General features: G+C 68.8%; 24 protein-coding genes, 1 pseudogene and 1 riboswitch. Of the genes and pseudogenes, 12 read left to right on the top strand and 13 right to left on the bottom strand.

The window, feature by feature from the left end:
- Positions 1-37 precede the first annotated feature (37 nt).
- Genes ACXDF8_RS15870 through pdxH form a run of 4 tightly spaced genes read right to left on the bottom strand, consistent with a single transcriptional unit; the run spans position 38 to position 3,469 of the window.
- Complete coding sequence (locus tag ACXDF8_RS15870; protein WP_457224229.1) at positions 38-721, bottom strand: TetR family transcriptional regulator; 684 nt, start codon at positions 719-721, stop codon at positions 38-40.
- A 33-nt stretch (positions 722-754) separates the two neighbouring features.
- Positions 755-1,417, bottom strand: coding sequence for a TetR/AcrR family transcriptional regulator (locus ACXDF8_RS15865; protein ID WP_457224228.1), 663 nt, complete (start codon positions 1,415-1,417; stop codon positions 755-757).
- Between the two features lie 49 nt (positions 1,418-1,466).
- Complete coding sequence (locus ACXDF8_RS15860) at positions 1,467-2,768, bottom strand: MFS transporter (protein ID WP_457224227.1); 1,302 nt, start codon at positions 2,766-2,768, stop codon at positions 1,467-1,469.
- A gap of 2 nt (positions 2,769-2,770) precedes the next feature.
- The gene (gene pdxH, locus ACXDF8_RS15855) at positions 2,771-3,469 is read right to left on the bottom strand and encodes a pyridoxamine 5'-phosphate oxidase (protein ID WP_457224341.1); all 699 of its coding nucleotides are present in this window, start codon (positions 3,467-3,469) and stop codon (positions 2,771-2,773) included.
- Between the two features lie 116 nt (positions 3,470-3,585).
- Between pdxH and ACXDF8_RS15850 the strand changes: the two genes are divergently transcribed.
- Entirely contained in the window at positions 3,586-4,710 is a 1,125-nt protein-coding gene (locus ACXDF8_RS15850) for a citrate synthase 2 (protein WP_457224226.1), read from the top strand.
- Between the two features lie 26 nt (positions 4,711-4,736).
- Here the strand turns inward: ACXDF8_RS15850 and ACXDF8_RS15845 are convergent.
- Positions 4,737-5,418 (bottom strand): annotated as a pseudogene (locus ACXDF8_RS15845) (MFS transporter); the annotation flags it as partial.
- A 115-nt stretch (positions 5,419-5,533) separates the two neighbouring features.
- Between ACXDF8_RS15845 and ACXDF8_RS15840 the strand changes: the two are divergent.
- The gene (locus tag ACXDF8_RS15840) at positions 5,534-5,881 is read left to right on the top strand and encodes a VOC family protein (RefSeq protein ID WP_457224225.1); all 348 of its coding nucleotides are present in this window, start codon (positions 5,534-5,536) and stop codon (positions 5,879-5,881) included.
- Between the two features lie 36 nt (positions 5,882-5,917).
- Here the strand turns inward: ACXDF8_RS15840 and ACXDF8_RS15835 are convergent, their stop codons facing one another.
- On the bottom strand, positions 5,918-7,603 hold the full coding sequence (locus tag ACXDF8_RS15835; protein ID WP_457224224.1) for an FAD-dependent oxidoreductase: 1,686 nt from the start codon (positions 7,601-7,603) through the stop codon (positions 5,918-5,920).
- A gap of 13 nt (positions 7,604-7,616) precedes the next feature.
- Entirely contained in the window at positions 7,617-8,633 is a 1,017-nt protein-coding gene (locus ACXDF8_RS15830; protein ID WP_457224223.1) for an AurF N-oxygenase family protein, read from the bottom strand.
- A 151-nt stretch (positions 8,634-8,784) separates the two neighbouring features.
- Between ACXDF8_RS15830 and serC the strand changes: the two genes are divergently transcribed.
- Both serC and sepH read left to right on the top strand, forming a co-directional pair.
- The gene (gene serC / locus ACXDF8_RS15825) at positions 8,785-9,909 is read left to right on the top strand and encodes a phosphoserine transaminase (RefSeq protein WP_457224222.1); all 1,125 of its coding nucleotides are present in this window, start codon (positions 8,785-8,787) and stop codon (positions 9,907-9,909) included.
- 91 nt (positions 9,910-10,000) lie between these two features.
- Positions 10,001-10,777 (top strand): septation protein SepH, encoded by a 777-nt coding sequence (gene sepH, locus ACXDF8_RS15820; protein ID WP_457224221.1) that lies wholly within the window; start codon positions 10,001-10,003, stop codon positions 10,775-10,777.
- Between the two features lie 4 nt (positions 10,778-10,781).
- Here the strand turns inward: sepH and ACXDF8_RS15815 are convergent, their stop codons facing one another.
- From ACXDF8_RS15815 to ACXDF8_RS15805, 3 genes are read right to left on the bottom strand one after another with little or no spacing between them, the layout of a single operon-like run.
- Complete coding sequence (locus ACXDF8_RS15815) at positions 10,782-11,060, bottom strand: DUF2537 domain-containing protein (protein WP_457224220.1); 279 nt, start codon at positions 11,058-11,060, stop codon at positions 10,782-10,784.
- 48 nt (positions 11,061-11,108) lie between these two features.
- Positions 11,109-11,936 carry a TrmH family RNA methyltransferase gene (locus ACXDF8_RS15810; RefSeq protein WP_457224340.1) on the bottom strand — a complete coding sequence of 276 codons (828 nt, stop codon included), beginning with the start codon at positions 11,934-11,936 and terminating at the stop codon, positions 11,109-11,111.
- Positions 11,937-11,959: 23 nt separating this feature from the next.
- On the bottom strand, positions 11,960-12,391 hold the full coding sequence (locus ACXDF8_RS15805; RefSeq protein WP_457224219.1) for an Rv0880 family HTH-type transcriptional regulator: 432 nt from the start codon (positions 12,389-12,391) through the stop codon (positions 11,960-11,962).
- Positions 12,392-12,492: 101 nt separating this feature from the next.
- Here ACXDF8_RS15805 and ACXDF8_RS15800 point away from each other — a divergent pair, with 101 nt between their 5' ends.
- A complete protein-coding gene (locus ACXDF8_RS15800; RefSeq protein ID WP_457224218.1) occupies positions 12,493-12,777 on the top strand; it encodes a DUF2530 domain-containing protein in 285 nt (94 codons plus the stop codon).
- Between the two features lie 31 nt (positions 12,778-12,808).
- Positions 12,809-13,261, top strand: a complete 453-nt coding sequence (locus ACXDF8_RS15795; protein WP_457224217.1) for an SRPBCC family protein — start codon at positions 12,809-12,811, stop codon at positions 13,259-13,261.
- Here the strand turns inward: ACXDF8_RS15795 and ACXDF8_RS15790 are convergent.
- On the bottom strand, positions 13,258-14,208 hold the full coding sequence (locus ACXDF8_RS15790) for a DUF3027 domain-containing protein (RefSeq protein ID WP_457224339.1): 951 nt from the start codon (positions 14,206-14,208) through the stop codon (positions 13,258-13,260). The two genes, ACXDF8_RS15795 and ACXDF8_RS15790, sit on opposite strands and share 4 nt — an antisense overlap.
- A 171-nt stretch (positions 14,209-14,379) precedes the next feature.
- On the opposite strand from ACXDF8_RS15790, the gene ACXDF8_RS15785 reads away from it, so the two are divergent.
- Entirely contained in the window at positions 14,380-15,984 is a 1,605-nt protein-coding gene (locus ACXDF8_RS15785; RefSeq protein ID WP_457224216.1) for an MFS transporter, read from the top strand.
- Positions 15,981-16,472, top strand: coding sequence for a DUF2771 domain-containing protein (locus ACXDF8_RS15780; RefSeq protein ID WP_457224215.1), 492 nt, complete (start codon positions 15,981-15,983; stop codon positions 16,470-16,472). The genes ACXDF8_RS15785 and ACXDF8_RS15780 overlap by 4 nt, the downstream gene beginning before the upstream one ends.
- Here the strand turns inward: ACXDF8_RS15780 and ACXDF8_RS15775 are convergent.
- Positions 16,469-17,476 carry a glutathione S-transferase family protein gene (locus ACXDF8_RS15775; protein ID WP_457224214.1) on the bottom strand — a complete coding sequence of 336 codons (1,008 nt, stop codon included), beginning with the start codon at positions 17,474-17,476 and terminating at the stop codon, positions 16,469-16,471. The two genes, ACXDF8_RS15780 and ACXDF8_RS15775, sit on opposite strands and share 4 nt — an antisense overlap.
- A 39-nt stretch (positions 17,477-17,515) precedes the next feature.
- On the bottom strand, positions 17,516-17,926 hold the full coding sequence (locus ACXDF8_RS15770) for a cold-shock protein (protein ID WP_457224213.1): 411 nt from the start codon (positions 17,924-17,926) through the stop codon (positions 17,516-17,518).
- A 144-nt stretch (positions 17,927-18,070) separates the two neighbouring features.
- Here ACXDF8_RS15770 and ACXDF8_RS15765 point away from each other — a divergent pair, with 144 nt between their 5' ends.
- From ACXDF8_RS15765 to ACXDF8_RS15750, 4 genes are all read left to right on the top strand, one after another.
- Entirely contained in the window at positions 18,071-18,475 is a 405-nt protein-coding gene (locus ACXDF8_RS15765) for a YccF domain-containing protein (RefSeq protein WP_457224212.1), read from the top strand.
- Entirely contained in the window at positions 18,472-19,536 is a 1,065-nt protein-coding gene (gene moaA, locus ACXDF8_RS15760) for a GTP 3',8-cyclase MoaA (RefSeq protein ID WP_457224211.1), read from the top strand. Before ACXDF8_RS15765 ends, moaA begins: the two co-directional genes overlap by 4 nt.
- Positions 19,529-19,825: a MoaD/ThiS family protein gene (locus tag ACXDF8_RS15755; protein ID WP_457224210.1), complete on the top strand. Its 297-nt coding sequence runs from the start codon at positions 19,529-19,531 to the stop codon at positions 19,823-19,825. Before moaA ends, ACXDF8_RS15755 begins: the two co-directional genes overlap by 8 nt.
- Before the next feature lie 216 nt (positions 19,826-20,041).
- A riboswitch (cyclic di-AMP (ydaO/yuaA leader) is annotated at positions 20,042-20,260 on the top strand.
- Between the two features lie 9 nt (positions 20,261-20,269).
- A complete protein-coding gene (locus ACXDF8_RS15750; RefSeq protein WP_457224209.1) occupies positions 20,270-21,532 on the top strand; it encodes a transglycosylase family protein in 1,263 nt (420 codons plus the stop codon).

Genomic DNA, 21,532 nt, shown 5'->3' with positions numbered 1-21,532 from the left:
GCCTGCGCAGGCTGTCCGTATTAGTGGAAGGTAGTCGTTATTGTGCCGACTCGCCCGCGGGGGTGTGGCCCGGGGTCCGTCCCAACGACCACAGCCTGGTGAAAACCGCGTACGCGGACTCGATTCGGTCGCACAGGACGTCGGCGGTGATCGCTGGCCCACCGGCGGTGCCCAGGTCGTGACAGGCCGCAGTCATGACCACCGCCCAGGTGTCGAACAAGATGCGGACCGCGGGGTGTGCGCTCGGCACGCCCATGCGCCGCGCGGCGACGTCCACCGCAGCCTGGTTATAGCCGTCGACGCGGAACATGAACGGTGCCATGCCGATCGCCGGCGCGGAGTTGACGATGGTCAGCAGCAACCGCATCCGGTCGAATGCCGCGGCACCCGGGCGGCGGTATTCCGCACTGCGGAAGGTCTCCATATGCGCGCGGGCCAGCGCGTCGTAAGGGGTGATCTCCGGCGGCTGGCCACTCAGGGCGGTGGCGACGTCGGCGGCCACCTCGTCGAGCACGGCGACGATCACGGCCTCCTTGCTGGAGAAGTACCGACTGAAGGTCCGAGGGGCCACCTCGGCCGCGGCGGCGATCTGCTCGACGGTGGTGTTCTCGTAGCCCTGTGCGATGCAGAGCTGGATCGCCGCCGCGACCAACGTAGCCCGGGTTCGTTGCTTCTTCAGTTCACGCAAGCCAGGAACGGCAGCGGTCACGACAACGGCCACGGCGGGCCACCCCCCTCGCTTCGCAGCGCCCCGTCAAATGGTCGACGGTAACGCCGGCGCAACCTCGGCGGCGGCGATATCGGTGAATTCACCGTAGGTGCTGTCCAGCCGGTCAGCCATGACGAGCGCGCTGTCGTCGAAATCCTCGGGGGCGATGACAAGTTGCCGCCAGGCCGCGGCGGCGATCCCTTCCCAGACCATCATCGTCAACTCCACCCGCCGATCACGCACGTCGACCCCAAGGCGCGCAGCCACTTCGGCCACCAGCGGCCGAAGCCGCATGGACGCCGTCGCCAGCCGCGGTGCGCTGGCCAAGGCGATGACGTTAAGCATGAGCACGAGCCTGCGCCCGCTCAGACCGGGCACCTCCCCGGACGGGACCCGGCGCAACGCTCGGACGTGGGCGCAGGCGAGCGCGGTCAACGGCGGCGTCGACGGCTCGATGGTGGCCAACTCGCGCAGGGCCGCGTGAACCAGGTCGTCGACCACGGTGATCACCACCGCGTCCTTCGTCGGGAAGTAGCGGCTGAACGTACGGGGCGAGACCTCGGCGGCAGCAGCGATCTGCTCCACGGTGGTGTTGCCGTAGCCGTGTTCGAGGCACAGCGTCACGGCGGCATCGATCAGCATCGCCCGCGTGCGTTGCTTCTTTCGTTCGCGCAGTCCGACGGGCGGCTGCGCGATGACGTCGGCCACACAGCAATCGTAAAGGGAATCCCGCGCAAAGGTCGCCCGCGTGCGGCGCTCAGCTCTTTGCCGGGACGACCCGATACCGGACGAACGCCGGCACCAGCGCCGCGGCCGCCACGACACCGACCACCACGAGCACTCCCCCACCCGCGGCTGCGACCGTGGTGCCGACGGCAGCCGCAGCCGCTCCGTGCACCGCATCGGCTAGCCGCGGGCCGCCGGCGACCACAACCAAGAAGACGCCCTGCAGCCGGCCACGCAGCTCATCGGAGGCCGCCTCTTGCAGGATCGTCGAGCGGAACGCTGCCGACACCATGTCAGCCGCACCGCCAACAGCCAAGAACCCCAACGCAATCCACAGAATGAGCCCGGCCCTCCCCCCGGCCAGACCACCCGCCACCCCGAACCCCGCCATCGCCAGACCCCACACCACGATCGAGGCCACGACCGCCAGGCCCTGACGGCGGACCCGCGCAAACCACCCGGAGAACACCCCGCCGGCGACCGCGCCGACCGACATCGCGGCGGCCAGCATGGCCATCGTCGTTCCCCCGACGACCGGGCCACCGAAACTCTCGTGCGCCATTTGCGGGAACAGCGCCCGCGGCATCCCGCAGATCATCGCGATCAGGTCGACCACGAACGACATCAGCACCACCTTGTTGCCGGCCAGGTAGCGCAAGCCCTCCAGCACGGCGGCGACCCCCCACCGCGAGGCCCCGTCCGCCGACCCGGTGGCCGGCATCGGGGCGATCCGCAACGTAGCCCAGATCGGCGCGAGGCAGGTGAGGGCGTCGATCAGGTACAGCGTGGACAAGTCGATCCAGTGCAACAACACCCCGGCGAGCAGCGGACCGGCGATCGCCCCGAACTGTTGCACGGTCATGTTGAGCGAGTTGGCCGCCGGCAGCTGTTCGATCGGCAGCATGCGTGGGATGGCGGCGGCCAGGGTTGGCGAGTTGATCGCGAAAAAGGCCTGTTGCGCCCCGAGCAGAACCAGCACCACCCACACGTTGTGCAAAGCCATCGCCGCCTGCAACCACAGCAGCACCGACGCCACTGCCAACCCGCAGGAGGCGATGATCAGCAGCAGCCGGCGGTCCATAGCGTCGGCCCATGCACCGCCGAGCAGGCCGAACACCACCAGTGGCACCAGGGCGAAAATCCCCGCCAGCCCGACGTAGGCGGAGTTCTGGGTCAGCACGTACAGCTGTACCGGCACCGCGAAGATCGTGAGGTTGCCGCCGATGACGGTGACGATGGAGGCACCCCACAACCGCCGGAAGTCCGGCGTTCGCAGCGGGGTGGTGTCGGCGAAGAGCCGCCGCCCGGCAGGCGACGTCTTGTCCCGCCGCACGGCTAGGGCTGCAACCGCTCGATGCTGATATCCGATGTCGCCGGCCCGGCGGCTCCAGTACCCGATGTCGCCGGCCCGGCGGCTCCAGTACCCGTGACGCGGATCCGGTTGTGCACCCGGTTCTCCCGGCCCTGCCAGAATTCGACGACATCGGGGGCGATGCGATAACCACCCCAGTGTGGCGGTACCGGAACCTGCTCGTCGCCGGCGAACCGCTCGGTCACCTCGGCCAGCGCCGCCATCAGTTCCGCTCGTGAGCCGATCGGGCGCGACTGCGCCGACGCCCAGGCGCCCAGTTGCGAGCCGCGCGGCCGCTTGGACCAGTACTCGGCGGTCTCCTGAAGCGACACCTTGGTCACCGCGCCGCGGATGTGCACCTGCCGGCCCAGCGCGTACCAGGGAAAGGTCACCGAGGCGTACGGCGTGGCCGCCAGCTCGGTGCCCTTGGCGGAGTCGTAGTTGGTGTAGAAGGTGATTCCGGTCTCGTCCACGCTCTTGCACAACACCGTGCGACTGACGGGTCTTCCCGCGTCTATTCCCGTACCGACGGTGGCCAGCACCATCGCGTTGGGCTCGGCGATCCCGGCGGCCTGTGCGTCGGCGATCCAGCTGTGCAGCAACGCAAGCCAGCCGTCGGCGAGCCAGTCCACGTCCAGGTCGCTGCTGCCGTCCTTCTCGACGGAGCCGTACTCCACTCGCATCGCCGCGAGGCGATCACCTTCGGGAACCACCACGGGACAACCGTACGCCGCGGCGCTGCGAGCTGCGGTTACCGACCGGTAGCGACAGCTCCGACAGCGGATGCAACAATCCAGACATGACGGTGGTACCTGGAGATTTCGTGCCCGGACTGGAAGGCGTGGTGGCGTTCACCACCGAAATCGCCGAGCCCGACAAGGACGGTGGCGCGCTGCGGTATCGCGGTGTCGACATCGAGGACCTGGTGGCCAAGGGGGTGACGTTCGGCGATGTCTGGGCGTTGCTGGTCGACGGCCGATTCGGTGACGGTCTGCCGCCGGCCGAGCCGTTCCCGCTGCCGATCCACACCGGCGACGTGCGCGTCGACGTCCAGGCCGGGCTGGCCATGCTGGCACCGATCTGGGGTTACGCCCCACTGCTGGACATCGACGGCGAGACCGCCCGCGACCATCTGGCCCGCGCATCGGTGATGGCGCTGTCATACGTCGCGCAGTCCGCGCGCGGGATCTACCAGCCCGCCGTGCCGCAGCGTGTCATCGACGAATGTTCGACGGTGACAGAACGATTCATGACCCGCTGGCAGGGTGAGCCGGACCCCCGCCACGTCCAGGCGATCGACGCGTACTGGGTGTCGGCGGCAGAGCACGGGATGAACGCCTCGACGTTCACCGCACGGGTGATCGCCTCCACCGGAGCTGACGTCGCCGCGGCGCTGTCCGGCGCGATCGGCGCGATGAGCGGTCCCCTGCACGGCGGTGCGCCGGCCCGGGTGATCCCGATGATCGACGAGGCCGAACGCACCGGTGACGCCCGTGCCGTGGTCAAGGGCATCCTGGACCGCAAAGAGAAGCTGATGGGGTTCGGCCACCGGGTATACCGGGCCGAGGACCCGCGGGCCCGGGTGCTGCGCGCCACCGCGAAGCGGTTGGCCGCGCCGCGCTACGAGGTGGCCGTCCAGCTCGAGCAGGCGGCCCTGGCCGAGTTGCGCGAGCGCCGGCCGGACCGCGCCATCGAGACCAACGTCGAGTTCTGGGCGGCGGTGATCCTCGACTTCGCCGGGGTCCCGGCCAAGATGATGCCGGCGATGTTCACCTGTGGCCGGACCGCCGGCTGGTGCGCGCACATCATGGAGCAGAAGCAGCTCGGCAAGCTGGTGCGGCCGTCGGCGATCTACGTCGGCCCCGAGCCCCGCGCGGTGGAGTCGGTGCAGGGCTGGAACGACATCACGCACGCGCCCGTCTAGCGACCGATGCCGCCGAGGAACGCCTACATCGGTTGGCGCCCGATCCGGTCGCCGAGGATTCCACCCACTGGCTGAAGCAACACCAAGAAGATCAGGCCGGTCAGTAGAGCCCGCACCACGGTCCTGCCCCGCCTTGGTCGCCTCGATGACCTCCTCGGACAGCGACTCGTCCATGGTGCGCCGCAACCAGAACACCACCACCGCGGCCACACCGCCCACGGCGAACGCGATTCGCCAACCGAATTCGCGCAACTGGTCGTCGCTGAGGGCCGACTGCAGGACCAGCAGCGTCACCTGCGCCAGCACATGCCCACCGACCGACGTCACGTACTGGAACGAGGAGAAGAAGCCGCGCCGCTCTCGCATCGCCGCCTGCGACGGCACCAACGCACTCAGCAGCGAGCACAGCGCCATCAGCGACACGCTGCCCGTCAACGCCGCCCGCCGTCCTCTGCGGTCGGCGTACCGGCCGAAGAACCACGACCCGACAGGGCGCATCACGAAAGTGATCGCGAATATCGCGTACACGTAGACCGTCGCATTCTTCTCGGACTCGTCGAAGAACTGACCCTCGAAATACGTTGCGAACACGGTGTAGACGTAGACGTCATACCACTCGACCAGATTGCCCGATGACACCCGGATGGTGTTCCAGATCGCCCGCCGGGTTTCGGCGGCGCTCGACCAGGGCACTGTCGTGGTGGTCATCGTCGGCCTCCCTGCGTCAGCCCGAACCGGGCTCCAACCGCGGGCAGCAAATCGGCACTGCGGAGGGTGACCACCACGGTTCTTTGTCGGTGCCCGGTGGTTGCATGGCGCGCGAGTGATCAGTTTTGCCAACCCGCGCGGTCTACACCGGTGGCGGCCGGTCGGCCGCATCCCCCGTCCGGACGGCAAGCTGATTCACGCTGCCATCGAGATCAACGGCAGCACCGCTCCGCCGGCGCTGGGTGAGACACCGGTGACCATCCATCTGACGGTCACCGATGTCGACGCGAAGTTCCAACGGGCCCTGGACGCCGGGGCCACCGTGGTGATGCCACACGAGGATCAGTTCTGGGGGGACCGCTACGGCATGGTGCGCGATCCGTTCGGCCACCAGTGGTCGCCGGGCCAGCCGGTGCGCGAGGTCAGCTACGAGGAGATTCAGCACGCCATGGGCCAGTCATGATTCAGTGAGCCAGGATCCCATCCGGGCGTGCAACGCCTACCTCAGCAACCCCGCGAGCAGCCGGCGTGGCAACGTCGGCTGCGGCGCGGCCGCCGCCACCGCGACCATGTCGTCGATATCGGTGAACTTCGCGCGGCGGCGGCCGTCTGCCGCACCGCGAGCGGTCTCGGCGGCGTCGATCGCCCGCCAGCCCGCAGCGTCGACGACATCCGGCTGACGGACGTGGACCAACCGGTCCAGCGCCGCCGGGCGGTCGACCGGGTCGGTGAGTAGTCCGGCGTTGAAGTCGTCGACCAGGTTGGCCACCGTCTGCATCGCACATGACTTGTTGGTGCCGATGAATCCGGTGGGACCGCGCTTGATCCAGCCCGCGACGTAAGCGCCGACGATCGACGCACCGGTGGCGGGATCGATAACGCGGCCACCGTCGTTCGGAACCACCGCGGTCGTCTGGTCGAAGGGCAGCGCGGGAATCGGCGCCCCGCGGTAGCCGATCGAGGTGAGCAGCAGACCCGCCTGTACAGCCACCGACTCCTCGGTGCCGGTGCGGAGAAATTCCACCCCGGTGACACGGTCGGCGCCGAGCACCCGCCGCGGAGTCAGGCGGTAGGCCAACCGGATGCGGGGCCGGGTGCCGGCGCCGGAGGCAACCGGAAGCTTGACCAGGATCTCGAGCTTGGCGGCGGTGACCGGGTCGTCGACGGTGGCCAGGTCCTGTTGGACCCGGTCGTGGTCCTCGGCGTCGAGCACCACCTCGGCCGTCGCGGTCAAGCCGATCAGTTCGGGCAGTGTGAAGGCCGAGTCGGCCGGGCCGCGGCGCGCGGCGACCACCACCTCCCGGACCGCCGAATCCCGCAACGCGCGCAGCGCGGCGACCGAAATGTCGGTGCCGGCAAGCTCGTCGGGGTCAGCGGTCAGGATCCTGGCCACGTCGAGAGCAACGTTGCCATTGCCGACGATGACCACCCGGTCGTGACTCAGATCGACCGGCAGCGCCGCGAAGTCCGGGTGTCCGTTGATCCAGGCCACGGTCTCGGTGGCGGTTCCGCTGCCCGGCAACGCCATTCCGGGGATGTCGAGCCTGCGATCGGTAGGAGCGCCCACGGCGTAGAGCACCGCGTGATGATGCTCGAGCAGCTCTGCGTGCGAAAGATGCTTGCCCACCTCGACATTGAGATAGAACGTGAAGCCGCGCTGGCCGCTGATCCGGTCGAACAGCTGCGTCACTGCCTTGGTGTTCTGGTGATCGGGGGCCACGCCGGCGCGCACCAGACCGTATGGGGTGGGCAGCCTGTCGAAGACGTTGACCCGCACCCCTTTCTGGGTGAGCAGCTCGTCAGCGGCGTACATACCCGCCGGCCCGGATCCGACGACGGCGACGGTGAGGTTCGGCCCGCCGCGACGGAGCTGAGGTGCGGGCAACACCGGGGCCAGCTTCGACGTCGGCGGAAGCTTCACGTCCGCGGGCCGCTCCGGGTAGAACGCCGCGTTGAGTTCGACGAACGGGCGCTGCTCGGCGGTCAGCCGGGTGTCCGGGGCGATCGCGTCGACCGGACAGGCGCTGACGCAGGCTCCGCAGTCGACGCAGGCGACCGGGTCGATGTAGAGCATCTCGGAGGTGGCGAACCCGGGCTCCTCGGGACTGGGGTGGATGCAGTTGACCGGGCAGGCGTACACGCAGGACGCGTCGCCACAGCAGGATTGGGTGATGACGTGAGGCATGGGCGTGGTGGACCTACGCGGCGGTCACGACATGCTGGCGCTGCGGTTCGCTGCGATAGCGGCTGGCCGGTCCGTCGATCTTGCAGATCCGCCACACCAGCTTGGCCAGCGGGTTCATCAGTCCGGTGTCCTCACACAGCATGCGAACGTCGCCGAACATGTCGCGCAGCATCTGCCGCGACTGCGACGAGTCGAAGAAGATGTCCTTGCGCACCGACCGCGGGATGTCGAATTCCTTCCAGAACGCCTTCGGCGGAACGATGATCGCCGAGCACAACACCCGCATCACGACCGGCACGTACAGCGACAGCCAGAACCGCTTGCGCCGCTTCAGGTGTGGCACCCGCTTGCGCAGATACTCGTGTGCGAACGAGATGTGCCTGGCCTCCTCGGCGACATGGATGGCCATCACGCGCTCCATGATCGGGTGCAGCGTCTTACCTTCGCGCAGAACGTTTTTCTGGGTGTGGTCGATGGGCTCCTCGCCGGCGAGAATGCCGAACCAGAACGGGATGGGCAGCGGGCCGGCCACCAACGGGATCGCCGGCTGCAGCCACTTCAGCAGCCGGGGCATGCCCGGGACGTCGGCGCCAATGTGGTTCACCATCTCCTGAAACATCATGGTGTGGTTGCACTCTTCGACCGCCTCGTGCAGACAGTACCGGTACTCCGGCGAGCCGTTCGGCGTCCAGAACGCGTACTCCATCAGGCCCCGGATGAGGATCGACTCGAAGTGCAGACCGACCTTGGCGACATTCGATTGCCGCCACATGCCGATCTCGATCTGCCGCTTCCTGGGCTGCGACTGGTACCAAGGATGCCGTCCGATCGGGTCGGTGGCCGGCAGGATCCAGCGCTCGTCGTCCGGGACGACGGCGAACTCGGGCGAATCCCAGTCGATATCGGTATAGGGGTTGAAGTTGCGCCGCACCGAGCCCTCCGAGAGCGTCATCAGCTTCTCGACGTAGGCGGTGTCGTCCAGCACGTCCATGTTGCGGCGCCAGCGCTTGATCATTTTCGTCCTCGCCATCACAGCCTCCTTGGAGGTTTACATTGGGGCGTCTAATGTCCAAACGGTACCGCAGGTATCACCTAGGTGTCTATACCCATTCGGCGGTTTGCTCAAGCCCTCGACCGACCTCGATTTCAAAACCGGTGGCCCCGACTCCTAGGCTTGAGGCATGGCTGATCAGACCCCGCTCGCGATCCCCGACGCCCTCAAGCCCGGCGACGGACGCTTCGGGTGCGGGCCGTCCAAGGTCCGGCCCGAACAACTGGCGGCGCTGACCACGACAGCGGCGTCGCTGTTCGGCACGTCGCACCGGCAGGCTCCGGTGAAGAACCTGGTCGGCCGCGTACGCGACGGCCTGCGGGAGTTCTTCTCGGTGCCCGACGGCTACGAGATCATCCTGGGCAACGGCGGCGCGACCGCGTTCTGGGACGCCGCCGCCTTCGGTCTCGTCGACAAGAAGTCCCTGCACCTCACCTACGGCGAGTTCTCCGCGAAGTTCGCCTCGGCGGTGGCCGCCAACCCGTTCGTCGGCGACCCGATCGTCATCAAGGCCGACGCCGGCAGCGCCCCCGAACCGCAGTCCGATCCGTCGGTGGACGCAATCGCCTGGGCGCACAACGAAACCTCGACCGGCGTGGCGGTACCGGTGCGCCGACCCGAAGGCTCCGGCGACGCACTGATCCTCATCGACGCCACCTCCGGCGCGGGCGGCCTGCCGGTCGACGTCCGCGACGCCGACGCCTACTACTTCGCGCCGCAGAAGAACTTCGCCAGCGACGGCGGACTGTGGTTCGCCATCGTGTCCCCGGCGGCGCTGGCGCGTATCGAGTCGATCGCCGCCTCCGGGCGCTGGGTGCCCGACTTCCTGTCGCTGCCGATCGCGGTGGACAACAGCCTGAAGAACCAGACCTACAACACTCCCGCGATTGCGACACTGGCGTTGATGGCCGAGCAGGTCGACTGGATGGTCGGCAACGGCGGTCTCGACTGGGCGGTCAAGCGGACCGCCGACTCCTCGCAGCGGCTCTACTCGTGGGCAGAGGCGTCGTCGTACGCCACCCCGTTCGTCGCCGACCCGGCGTTGCGGTCGCAGGTGGTCGGCACTATCGATTTCACCGACGAGGTGGACGCCGCCGCCGTGGCCAAGGTGTTGCGCGCCAACGGCATCGTCGACACCGAGCCCTACCGCAAGCTCGGCCGCAACCAGCTGCGCATCGCGATGTTCCCGGCAATCGAGCCCGAGGACATCACGGCGCTGACCCAGTGTGTGGACTGGGTCGTCGAGCGCCTCTGACCGAGGCCAGAAACAACGGACCGGCCCCTCCAGCGTGTCCTAACCGTTATATTCCGTCGGCTGAGCTAGAGTCCCGACGAAGGAGGTCGACATGCGCGAACTGAGGGTTATCGGGCTTGATGTCGACGGCAAACACATCATCTGCGAAGGTCGCGACCCGGCTGACAAGTTCACCGTGCAGGTAGACGACCGGCTGCGCGCAGCGGTGCGCGGCGATCGGTCACTGGGCCAGGCTCTGAGGGACAAAGAGGTCAAAGGCGTGTTGCGACCCAGAGACATTCAGGCTCGTATCCGTGCGGGCGCATCCGTCGAGCAGCTTGCCGAATCGTCCGGCATGGACATCGCCAAGGTCGAACGCTTCGCCCATCCGGTGTTGCTCGAACGTCAGCGCGCGGCCGAACTGGCCAGTGCCGCGCACCCGATCCTGGCCGACGGACCCGCGGTGATGTCGCTGCTGGAGACCGTCACGGCCGCCCTGGTGGCGCGCGGACTCAATCCCGACGCGACGGAATGGGACGCCTGGCGCACCGAGGACGGCCGGTGGACGGTGCAGATGGCGTGGCAGGCCGGGATGTCGGACAACGTCGCCCACTTCCGGTTCAGCCCGGGAGCGCACGGTGGGACCGTCTCGGCGCTCGATGACGCCGCCAGCGAGCTCATCGACCCCAAGTTCGAACGCCCGCTGCGGCCGGTGGCGCCGGTTGCTCAGCTGGAATTCGAGGAGCCGCAACCCGCGCCCACCCCGGTCGCGGAGAAGCCGGCACCCGCGCCGGCGGCCACTCCCCGCGCCAAGCGGGCCAAAGCGAAGCCCGCGGTCCCCGGCTGGGAGGACGTCCTGCTGGGCGTGCGCTCCAGCGGCGACCGCTGACGCGCTAGAGGTTGGCGGCGGCCAGCGCCAACAGCGTGATCCAGCCGCCGGCCACGCCGACGGCCGAGCCCAGGACGAACCAGCGGCGCACCGGGATCCGGCGCCAGCCCCATACGGTGGGTGCGAGTCCACCCACCGCGATCAGATTCAGGACCACCGCGACCAGCGGATGCACCCGGATCATGCCCAGGCTCAGCACCACGATCGCGGCACCGGTGATCGCCGCGACGAAGGCGGCCACCGTCAGCCCAGTCCCCCACGGCGTCGACTCATCCGGCGTCATGGCTTGAAGATTCTCCTCCCGGGGCGATTCGCTGCCGCCTGGGTTAGCTTAGCCAGCCGTCCGAACCCGTTCGTAGAACGCCAGTGCCGCCGCGGTGGCCACGTTGAGCGAATCGGTGCCCCGCGACATCGGGATCCGGACCCGCACGTCACTGGCTCGCATCACCGTCTCGGTCAGCCCCGGCCCCTCGGCACCGACCAGCACCGCAACCTTGGCGTCGACCAGCCCCTCCATCGCCGTGGCCAGCGTCTGCGCGGCCGGGCTCGGCGTCATGGCAAGCAACCGGAACCCACGCCCGCGTAGCTCCTCGAGGTCGGCCGGCCAGCGCTGCGCCCGGGCGAACGGCACCAGCAGCGCGTGTCCCATCGACACGCGCACCGCCCGCCGGTACAGCGGATCGGCACAGCCACCGCCGAAGACGACCGCGTCCACCCCCAAGCCGGCCGCGTTGCGGAAGATCGACCCGAGGTTCTCGTGGTCGTTGACCCCCTCCAGCACCGCGACTGTGCGAGCGCCCTCGAGCACCTCGGCCGCCGTCAGCTCAGCGGCGCGGCGCGCCACCCCCAGCACACCCCGGTTGAGGTGGAAGCCGACCACGTCGGCCATCACCTCGGCCGAGGCGCGATAGAAATGGGCCCGCACACCGGTCAAGTCGTCGGCCAGCTCGGCCAGCCGACGGTCGGTGCCGAGGAAGGCGTGCGGGGTGAACCGCGACGCCAGCATTCGCTGGACGACCAAGACGCCTTCGGCGATCACCAGGCCCTTACCGGACGGCAGGTCGGGGCGGCGGTCGATGCTGTTGAGATCGCGAAAGTCGTCCACCCGCGGATCGCCGGGGTCGGTGATGTCCACGATCTCGGGACCATCGGACGGCATGGCGGATAGGAAAGCGTTGTCGCTCACGCGTCTTCGTCGACGAGCGCGGTCATCAGGTCGGCGGCGCGCAACAGGACACCGCGATCCTCGTCGTTCAGGCATGCCAACCGCTTGCGCAACCATTCCTGGCTCGCCCGGCGCTCACTGTCGACCAGCTCGGCACCGGCTGGCGAGACGGCGACCAGAACCTGACGCCCGTCGGCGGGATGCGCCGTGCGCACCACCAGACCCAAATCTGCCAGCGACGCCACCACCCGGGTCATCGACGGCGGCCGGACCCGCTCGCGGACGGCCAGTGCGCCGGGCGTCATCGAGCCCTCTTTGGCCAGCGTGGCCAGCGCCGAAAGCTGCGAAAGGGTGACCGGCGACTCCGGCCGGCGGAAGCGCAACTGACGCGCCAACCGCATCACGGCCAGCGAGAGATCACTGGCCAGCCGCAGGTCACCGTCATTCACGAGGCAAACACTACGACACAGCGACGCCGATACCGCTGTGAACCGGGCAACTGTCGACATGCCCGACGGGGTACCGGGCCGATCGGTTAGTTTGGACGGCAATGCCTTCCGAACAGCACCAGCCGAGCCCGTCGCCGGTGGCCGAGCCGCCGGCATTGCCCGCCGTACTGCTCGACCCGCGTCCGGTAGTCGCCGTCGGGGCGGTGCTGTGGGCGCTGGTGACCATTGCGGCGTTCGCCGTGCCGGCGCTGGAATCGTGGCGGCCGATCGCCATCGCCGGCATGGGCACCGGTGTGGTCGGCACCTCGATATTCCTCTGGCAGCGACGAGCCGCCCGGCGGGGCGCACGGGGCGCCCAAAGCGGACTCGAGCCGCGCGCACGATGATTCCTGACGACCCAACCCAAGGAGAGCCGCTATGGCAGCGCCGCTGTTGCAAGCCGAAATCGAGATCAACGCTCCGGTCGCCAAGGTCTGGGGCCTGATCTCCGACCTGGACAACATGCCCCGCTGGAGCCCGCAGTGCAGGCTGATGAAGGCACTGGGTCAGCTGCGTCCGGGCACCCGCACCCTGAACCTGAATCGGCGCAAGAACCTGTTCTGGCCGACGACATCGACGATCACCGAGGTCATCCCGGAGCGCAAGCTCGCCTTCCGGGTCAACGCCAACAACACGGTCTGGGCCTACGAACTCGAACCGACGGCCACCGGTACCCGCGTGGTGGAGACCCGGCACGCTGAGAACGGTGTCAAGGCGGTTTCGACGATGACGGTGAATGCGGTCCTCGGCGGCGTGCCGAACTTCGAGAAAGAACTCGTAGACGGGATGAACACCTCACTGGCCCGCATCAAGGCGGCCGCCGAGGGCTAACCCTCCTCGGCCTGCTCCGCCGGTAGCTGAGCCGGATCGGCAGGCTCGACCGCGGGCGCGGGCTCTTCTGCCGACTCCGCGACGTCCTCCACCACCGCCGCCGCCGGCTCGGTGCTCTCGACTGTGTCGGTGCTTTCCGGCGGCGCGGCGACGGGCACTGCCTCGACGACGTCGAGCACTCCGTCGTCATACGGATCGAAAATCGGCGACCCGGTTCCGGGCGGCGGCGGGGTGTCGGAATGCGCGCCGCAGCCGTACTCGAAGTCGACGACGTGGGCGTCGGCGGCCAGTTCGTTGCAGCAGACACCGAACATCGAGCCGAGCACGCCCGCGAGCGGCACCATGAACCCGCAGTCGCGGCATGCCCGCTTCGTCGCCCGCGCCATCGCGGAACCGGGTCCGTGGTCGCCGTCATGCCAGCGCTGGGCGGCCTCGGCGCGACCCCATTCGCTGAGCACCTGGCGCCGGCCGAATCCGACCTCGTAGGCCACGTCGTCGATGGCCGGGTCGCCGGTGGCGGTGTATCCCGGTGCCAGCCGAGGATCGTCCTTGCCCGGTGCCAGCAGATCACCGGGGCTCAGATCGCCGGGCCTGATCCGCTCCTCCCACGGCAACCACGGCGGCGCCAGCAGCGCAGTCGGGCCGGGAACCAGCACCACCTCGCTGACCGTCGCATGATCGGAGCCGGGATAGGCGGCCAGGACAACTGCCCACTGCCAGCCCTGATAGCCGCTCATCTTGGCCAGGAACCGGTGCGTGGCCGCGGTGTCGTCCTCGAAGCTGACGCCGAGGTAATCGCCCACCGTGTCACCGCTGAACTCCACGATGGCCTGACGCGCCTGGTCCACCGCACCGGTGAGCACGGCGGCAACCGCATCCGACGGCTCGCCGGGACGCGCCGGCGCCACGGGTTCTGCAGAGTCGATCGAGCTGTCCATCGTCACCAATCTTGCCTCACGCCCGGTCCTGGCAGCCACACCGGTCACGTGCGGGCCGCGGATGTCCCCATGGGGGAGAATCATGGCGTGTCTGGAAGCCGGCGTGACCGCTCGAGCGTAGATCCCCGGTTCGGGCGGGATCGCGGCTATTCAGCAGGAACATCCGGGGAACACCCCGGCATGGCCAACTACCCCAGCGACCAGGACGACTACCAGCGTTCCGGCGCCGCCCGACGGCACAATCCGATGCCCAGCGCGAACCGCTACCTGCCGCCGCTCGGCGACGAGGACACTCCCGCCGGCGACCGGTCGGGTCCGCCGCCGGGGTCCCGCGGGGTGGGCGGCGGCGCCGGCGAACGCATCACCGTCACCCGCGCGGCGGCGATGCGCAGCCGTGAGATGGGCTCGCGGATGTATTCGATGGTGCACCGGGCGGCCACCGCCGACGGCGCGGACAAGTCCGGCCTGACCGCCCTGACCTGGCCGGTGATGGCCAACTTCGCGGTGGACTCGGCGATGGCCGTGGCGCTGGCCAACACGTTGTTCTTCGCGGCGGCGTCCGGGGAGAGCAAGAGCAAGGTGGCGCTCTACCTGCTCATCACGATCGCGCCGTTCGCGGTGATCGCGCCGCTGATCGGGCCCGCACTCGACCGCGTCCAGCACGGCAGGCGCGCGGCGCTGGCCATGTCGTTCATGCTGCGCACCGTCCTGGCGCTGGTGCTGATCATGAACTACGACGGGGCCGCGGGCAGCTACCCGTCATGGGTGCTCTACCCCTGCGCGCTGGGAATGATGGTGCTCTCCAAGTCTTTCAGCGTGCTGCGCAGCGCCGTCACTCCCCGCGTCATGCCACCCACCATCGACCTGGTTCGGGTGAACTCGCGGCTGACGGTGTTCGGCCTTATCGGCGGCACCATCGTGGGCGGCGGCATCGCCGCGGGCGTGGAATACGTGTTCACCACGTTGTTCCACCTGCCCGGTGCGTTGTTCGTCGTCGTGTTCGTCACCCTGGCCGGGGCGTCGCTGTCCATGCGGATCCCACGCTGGGTGGAGGTCACCGAGGGCGAGGTACCGGCCACCCTGACCTACCACGGCCGGAGCGGACCGCTGGGCGGCTGGCGGCCCAACGGTTCGGCCAGGACCACCGGCGCCCGGCGACAACCGCTGGGCCGCAATATCATCACCTCGCTGTGGGGCAACTGCACGATCAAGGCAATGGTCGGGTTCCTGTTCCTGTATCCGGCCTTCGTCGCCAAAGCCCACCAGGCCAGCGGATGGGTACAGCTGGGCATGCTGGGCACCATCGGCGCCGCGGCGGGCATCGGTAACTTCGCGGGCAACTTCACCGCGGCCCGCCTCCAGCTCGGCCGGCCCGCGCTGCTGGTCGTCCGCGCCACCGTCGCCGTCACCGCGCTGGCGGTGGTGGCTGCCGTCACCGGCAACCTGATCGCCGCCGCGGTAGCGACGCTGATCACGTCGGGGTCGAGCGCCATCGCCAAGGCGTCGCTGGACGCGTCCTTGCAGGACGACCTGCCCGAGGAATCGCGCGCCTCGGCGTTCGGCCGCTCGGAGTCCTTCCTGCAGTTGGCCTGGGTCATGGGCGGCGCGATCGGAGTTCTGGTCTACACCGAGCTGTGGGTCGGCTTCACCGCGATCAGCTCACTGCTGGTCCTCGGTCTGGCGCAGACCATCGTCAGCTACCGTGGCGACTCGTTGATTCCCGGCTTCGGCGGCAACCGTCCGGTGCTGGCTGAGCAGGAGGGTGTGGCGGTGACCAACCAGTGACCCGGTGGGTTCGATGGCTTCTGGTGGTGGTCGTGGTGGCGGCGTCCGCTGGCGCGGGTGTCGGCGCCTGGCTGCTGACCCGCGACACGGGTAGCCGGCTACCGCAGATCAGCGCGTACTCGCACGGCACGGCGGTCCGGGTCGGCCCCTACGTGTACTGCAACGTGATGAACCTCAACGACTGTCAGAACCCGCGGGATCAGGGCCAGCTGGCAGTCAGCGAGCGCTATCCCGTTCAGCTGTCGGTGCCGACCGCGATCGGGCGGGCCCCATGGCGGCTGCTGCGCGTGTACGAAGACGAGCGCAACTCGACGTCCACCCTGTACCGGCCGAACACCGATCTGGCCGTTACCCTTCCGACTGTCGATCCGCAGCGCGGCCGCCTGACCGGGGTGGTGGTTCAGCTGCTGACGTTGGTGCAGGACCCCGACGGCGAGGTGCGCGACGCTCCGCACGCGGAGTGGTCCGTGCGGTTGGTCTGGCCCTAACCGGCGCCGTGCCCGGCCAGCACCCGCTCGCCCTCACGCGTCGGCCCCGGCGGCGTACCGTCGCCGAACGGCTTGCCGCCCAATACTTCTCGACCGTGCGGGGTCAGCCACCCGGCAAGGTCGGGCCCGTTGGGCACGATGCGGGTGGGGTTGATGTCGGCGTGCACAACGTAGTAGTGCTGCTTGATCTGCACGAAATCGATGGTGTCGCCGAAGCCGGGCGTCTGGAACAGGTCGCGCGCATACGCCCACAGCACCGGCATCTCAGCCAGCTTGCTCCGGTTGCATTTGAAGTGTCCGTGGTACACGGGATCGAAGCGGGCCAGGGTGGTGAACAGCCGGATGTCAGCCTCGGTGATGGTGTTGCCGACGAGGTATCGCCGGTCGGCCAAGCGCTCGGACAGCCAGTCCAGCGCGGTGAACAACCGGCCGTAAGCCCGGTCGTACGACCGCTGTGAACCGGCGAAGCCGCAGCGGTACACGCCGTTGTTGACCTCGGTGTAGATACGCTGGGCCACCTCGTCGATCTCGTCGCGCAGCAGCTCCGGATACAGCTGCGGGGCGCCGTCGCGGTGGTAGGCCGACCACTGCGTGGACAGGTCCAGCGTCATCTGCGCGAAGTCATTGGTGACCACCTGGCCCGTCGCCACCTCGACGATCGCGGGCACCGTGATCCCCTTGGGATAGTTCGGGATACGGGCGAAGTAGGCGTCCTGCAGCCGCGGGATCTTCAGCACCGGGTCCACCCCGCCCGGATCGAGGTCGAACGTCCAGCTGCTCTCGTCGTGCGTCGGTCCGCAGAAGCCGATCGACAGCACGTCCTCCAAGCCGAGCAGTCGGCGCACGATGATCGCGCGGTTGGCCCACGGGCAGGCGCGCGCGACGATCAGCCGGTAGCGACCGGGCTCGACGGGGTAGCCGTCGGCACCGTCGGCGGTGATCCGCGTGGTGATGTATTCGGTATCGCGTTCGAATTCGCCGCCTCCGGCGACATAGGCACCCACAGCCCCAGTGTTACCTAGAGCGGATGTTCATGACGCGGGTCAGGCGTCGAGCTCGCGTGCGACGGCCTTGACCACCTCGGAGACCCGGCGGGCGACCTTGCGGTCGGGGTAGCGCCCCTTGCGCAGCTCCGGCTGAACCGCACCCTCGAGCAGGGTGATCATGTCCTCGACCATGCCGTGCAACTCGTCGGGGGTGTGCTTGCGCTCCACCACGACTGCCTCGCGGCGGGTGCGGGTGAGGCTCGGCGGCGGGTCGATCAGCTTGACGCTCAACGCCTGCGGGCCGCGCCGGCCGGAAGCCAGCCCGAACTCCACGCGCTGACCGGCCTTGAGACCCTCGACACCCTCGGGCAGCGCCGACGCGCGGACATAGACGTCCTCGCCGTCCTCCTGGGACAGGAAGCCGAATCCCTTCTCGGCGTCGTACCACTTAACCTTGCCGGTCGGCACTGGTCTCACCTGCTTGTCTGACGGGTCCCTGACAACATGAAGCGCCCCGCCTATGCGAGACGCATGTCGGCGATCCTACTCGGGAAGATGTCACGCCAGCACCCGAGTTTAGTTCGGTAGGCTGGCCAAACCGCTGGAGGGAACATGCGACTGATCCTGAACGTCATCTGGTTGCTGTTCGGCGGCTTGTGGCTGGCCCTGGGTTACGCGCTGGCCGCGCTTATCTGTTTCGTCCTGATTATCACCATTCCGTTCGGGTTCGCCGCGCTGCGGATCGCAGCCTATGCGCTGTGGCCGTTCGGCAGAACCGTCGTGGACAAGCCTGGCCCACGCCCCGGCGCGCTCGTCGGCAACGTGATCTGGGTGGTGCTGTTCGGGATCTGGCTGGCGATCAGTCATTTGGTGAGTGCGGTGGCGATGGCGATCACGATCGTCGGCATCCCGTTGGCGCTGGCCAACCTCAAGCTGATCCCGATCTCACTCATGCCGCTGGGCAAGGAGATCGTGCCCATCGACCAGGCTGGGGACCGGGCTAGGGTCGCCTTATGACGGTCGTCGGGCTGGGCTTGCCGTCGTTGCGCCGCGATGTCGACCAGCCGCCCGCCGACATGCCGCGCAGCGGACCGCTGGTGGACACGTTCGGCCGGGTGGCGACCGATCTGCGGGTGTCGTTAACCGACCGGTGCAACCTGCGCTGCTCGTACTGCATGCCGGCCGAAGGGCTGGACTGGCTGCCCGGTGAGGACCTGCTCACCCGTGACGAGCTCATCCGGCTGTTGACGCTGGCGGTTACCCGCCTCGGCATCACCAATGTGCGCTTCACCGGGGGTGAGCCCCTTCTCTACCGCGACCTGGAATCCGTCGTCGCGGCCATAGCCGCGCTGGAGCCCCGCCCCGAGATGGCCATGACGACCAACGGTGTGGGGTTGGCCAAGCGCGCCGGGCAGCTTGCCGCCGCGGGCCTGGACCGGGTCAATGTCTCGCTCGACAGCGTCGATGCCGGGCGCTTCGCGGCCATCACCCGTCGCGACCGTCTCTCCGATGTCCTCGACGGGCTTGCGGCGGCGGCCCAGGCCGGCCTCGGGCCGGTCAAGGTCAACGCCGTGCTCGATCCGGTCACCGGCCTCGACGACGCGGTCAAGTTGCTCACGTTCTGCCTGCCGCACGGTTATCAGTTGCGCATCATCGAGCAGATGCCGTTGGACGCCAGTCATCTGTGGCGCCGCGATGCCGCCCTGAGCGCCGGGGCGATCTTCGCCGCGCTGGCCCGGCATTTCGACCTGAGCCCAGACCCCGCACCGCGCGGATCCGCCCCCGCCGAGCTGTGGCGGGTTGACGGTGGCCCGGCCACCGTGGGGATCATCGCGTCGGTGTCGAAAGCCTTCTGCTCGGCCTGCGACCGCACCCGGCTGACGGCCGACGGCCAGATCCGCAGCTGCCTCTTCGCCACGGAGGAGACCGACCTGCGCGCGCTGCTGCGCGGCGGAGCCGACGACGCTGCGATCGAGGCGGCCTGGCGGGCCGCGATGTGGCGCAAGGCGGCCGGGCACGGGATCAACGACCCGGACTTCGTCCAGCCCCAACGGCCGATGAGCGCAATCGGTGGCTGAGGCGGCTGAAGTGGAAGAGGCGACCGGGGCGCCTCCGCCGATCCAGATCACCGTCCGATTCTTCGCGGCGGCCCGCGCCGCCGCAGGCACGGAAACAACTGAGCTCAGTGTGCCGCCCGGCGCCACCGTCGCCGACGCGGTCAACGAGCTGAGTTACCAGAGTGACGAATTGGCACGGGTGTTGCAGCGGTGTTCCTACCTCTGCGACGGGATCGCGGTCCGAAATCGCGCCGCCGAACTGCGCTCCGGCCAGACGCTTGACGTGCTGCCCCCATTCGCCGGCGGTTGATCGTGATTTGCGTCACATAACGATCCGGTAACGAGATGGCCATCGCGTGGTTGACCGCTGGAATTACCTGGGCGAACACATTGTTTTAATGGGCCTTTAGAGCTTTTTTAAGATTTGCCGGTAGGAGAAACGCCCGGTATTGCAAAAGGTGACGGCGCTCCCGACAGCCGTTACCGTCTCTCGAAGGTCAGCCCCCTCAACCAGGGCAGGCCCTCTCCGCTCTTAGCGCCGAACTCCATCCATGGAGCGGGGAGACCAACGAGAACCAATGGATGGAGGCGGGGGACCCAACCGGTCCACCGAGATAGGACCAGGAGCCGTTCACGGTTCCTTGGGGTGAAGCCGATGTCGTTTCCACCCGGAAACGCCCGGCCGGGCGACCTCTCCAGCCCGAACCCGACAGCTGACCTCGCAGGCGCCTCGAAGAGAGGAATACCGCAACATATGAGTGGACGGCATCGCAAGCCCACTTCTTCGTCTATCAGCGTCGCCAAGATCGCGTTCACGGGTGCGGTAATCGGAGGCGGCAGTCTTGCCCTCGCCGGCCAGGCTCAAGCAGCCCCCGACAACGAGTGGGATCAGGTAGCCCGCTGCGAATCCGGCGGCAACTGGGCGATCAACACCGGCAACGGCTACCAGGGTGGGCTGCAGTTCTCCCCCGGTACCTGGGCCTCCCACGGCGGCAACGAGTACGCCCCCGCGGCCCATCTGGCCACCAAGGACGAGCAGATCGCCGTCGCCGAGCGCGTGCTGGCCACCCAGGGCAAGGGCGCCTGGCCGGTGTGTGGACGCGGCCTCTCTGGTGCAACGCCCCGCAACGTGATCAATGAACCGACACCCGATGCTCCGTCGGTCGAGGCCGCGTCGTTCGACGCCCCGGTTCCCGACGCTCCCCCCGCCGATGCACCGCTGCCGGATGCCCCGGCTCCGGCCCCCGAAGACCTTGCCCCGGCTCCGGCCGATCTGCCGCCGGCCCCCGCCCCGGAAGACCTTGCGCCGGCCCCCGCTGATCTGCCCCCCGCTCCGGCCCCCGAGAATCTGCCGCCGGCCCCGCAGGACCTGCCCGCCCCGCCGGCGGACGTGCCGCCCGCTCCGCAGCCCGACATCGTCTCGGTCTCCGACCAGTCCGCCCCGCCGGCCGCCGAGCCGGTCATCGACACGGCGCTGCAGATGCCCGCCCCCGACGCACCGGCCGCGCCGGCCGCGCCGGCCGCGCCGGCCGAGCACACCGTGACCGTGCAGGCCGCGTCAATCCACATGCTGCCCCAGGCCCCGGCCGATCCGGCCGTGACGCCGGTCGTCCCGACGACACCCGCTCCCGCGCCGGCCGACCCGTCCGCTCCCCCGGCCGATGGCACCAACATCGTCGCGGGCGACCAGACCACCCCGCTGCCCGACGGTGTTCCACACCTGTCCAGCCCGGAGAACCTGCCGCCCGGTACCAGCGACCAGCCGGTCGGCCCGGACCAGGGCCCGAACGTCACCTACCTCAAGGAACTCTGGCACGCGATCCAGACCCAGCAGATCAGCCGCGGCGACGCACTGCTGGCCCTGACCCAGCGTCCGCTGAACACGCCGGTCACCAACGACCCGAGCATGGGTACCCCGCCGGCTGACCCGAACGCCGCCCCGCCGGCACCCGCCGATCCGAACGCCCCGGTTCTCGTTCCGGGCGCGCCGGCACCGGCGCCCGCGCCGGCCCAGTAG

The organism is Mycolicibacterium sp. CBM1 (assembly GCF_054073305.1).
The sequence above is the reverse complement of the archived record's forward strand: the minus strand, read 5'-3'. Positions and strand labels throughout refer to the sequence as shown.